The organism is Saccharothrix sp. ST-888 (assembly GCF_000955975.1).
Classification (GTDB): domain Bacteria; phylum Actinomycetota; class Actinomycetes; order Streptomycetales; family Streptomycetaceae; genus Kitasatospora.
Window position 1 is genome coordinate 1 of the sequence record NZ_JYJF01000603.1, and the last position, 352, is coordinate 352.

General features: G+C 77.6%; 1 pseudogene. It reads right to left on the reverse strand.

Annotated features, from left to right (window positions below):
• A pseudogene (locus UK12_RS33925) lies at positions 1-274 on the reverse strand (hypothetical protein); the annotation flags it as partial.
• Positions 275-352: the final 78 nt, after the last annotated feature.

The following is a 352-nucleotide window of genomic DNA, read 5'->3' on the forward strand; positions in this document are numbered from 1 at the left end:
CCTCGCCCTCGGCCGGGGCCAGGCCCAGCAGCCGCGCGGCGGGCGCCCGGTCCGCCTCGACCAGGTCGCCGAACTCGTCCACCACCCGGTGCGGGGCGGCCCAGCGCGCCAGCGCCAGCGCGTAGCCGAGCATCGGCACGGCCTTCGCCTGCGCGGCCAGCTCCGTCTCGTCGGGCAGCTTCACCGGCGGGACGAGCACGGCCGCGTCGTCGTCCAGGCCGTCGTCGTCCAGCCCGTGCGCGGCGAACGCCCCGTAGAGGTCCTGGAGCTCCATGTCGGCGGGCAGGACGGCCCCCGCGCCCCCCTCGCCCTCCGAAGCCCCTGCGTTCTTCCGACGTCGTCCGGCCATCGT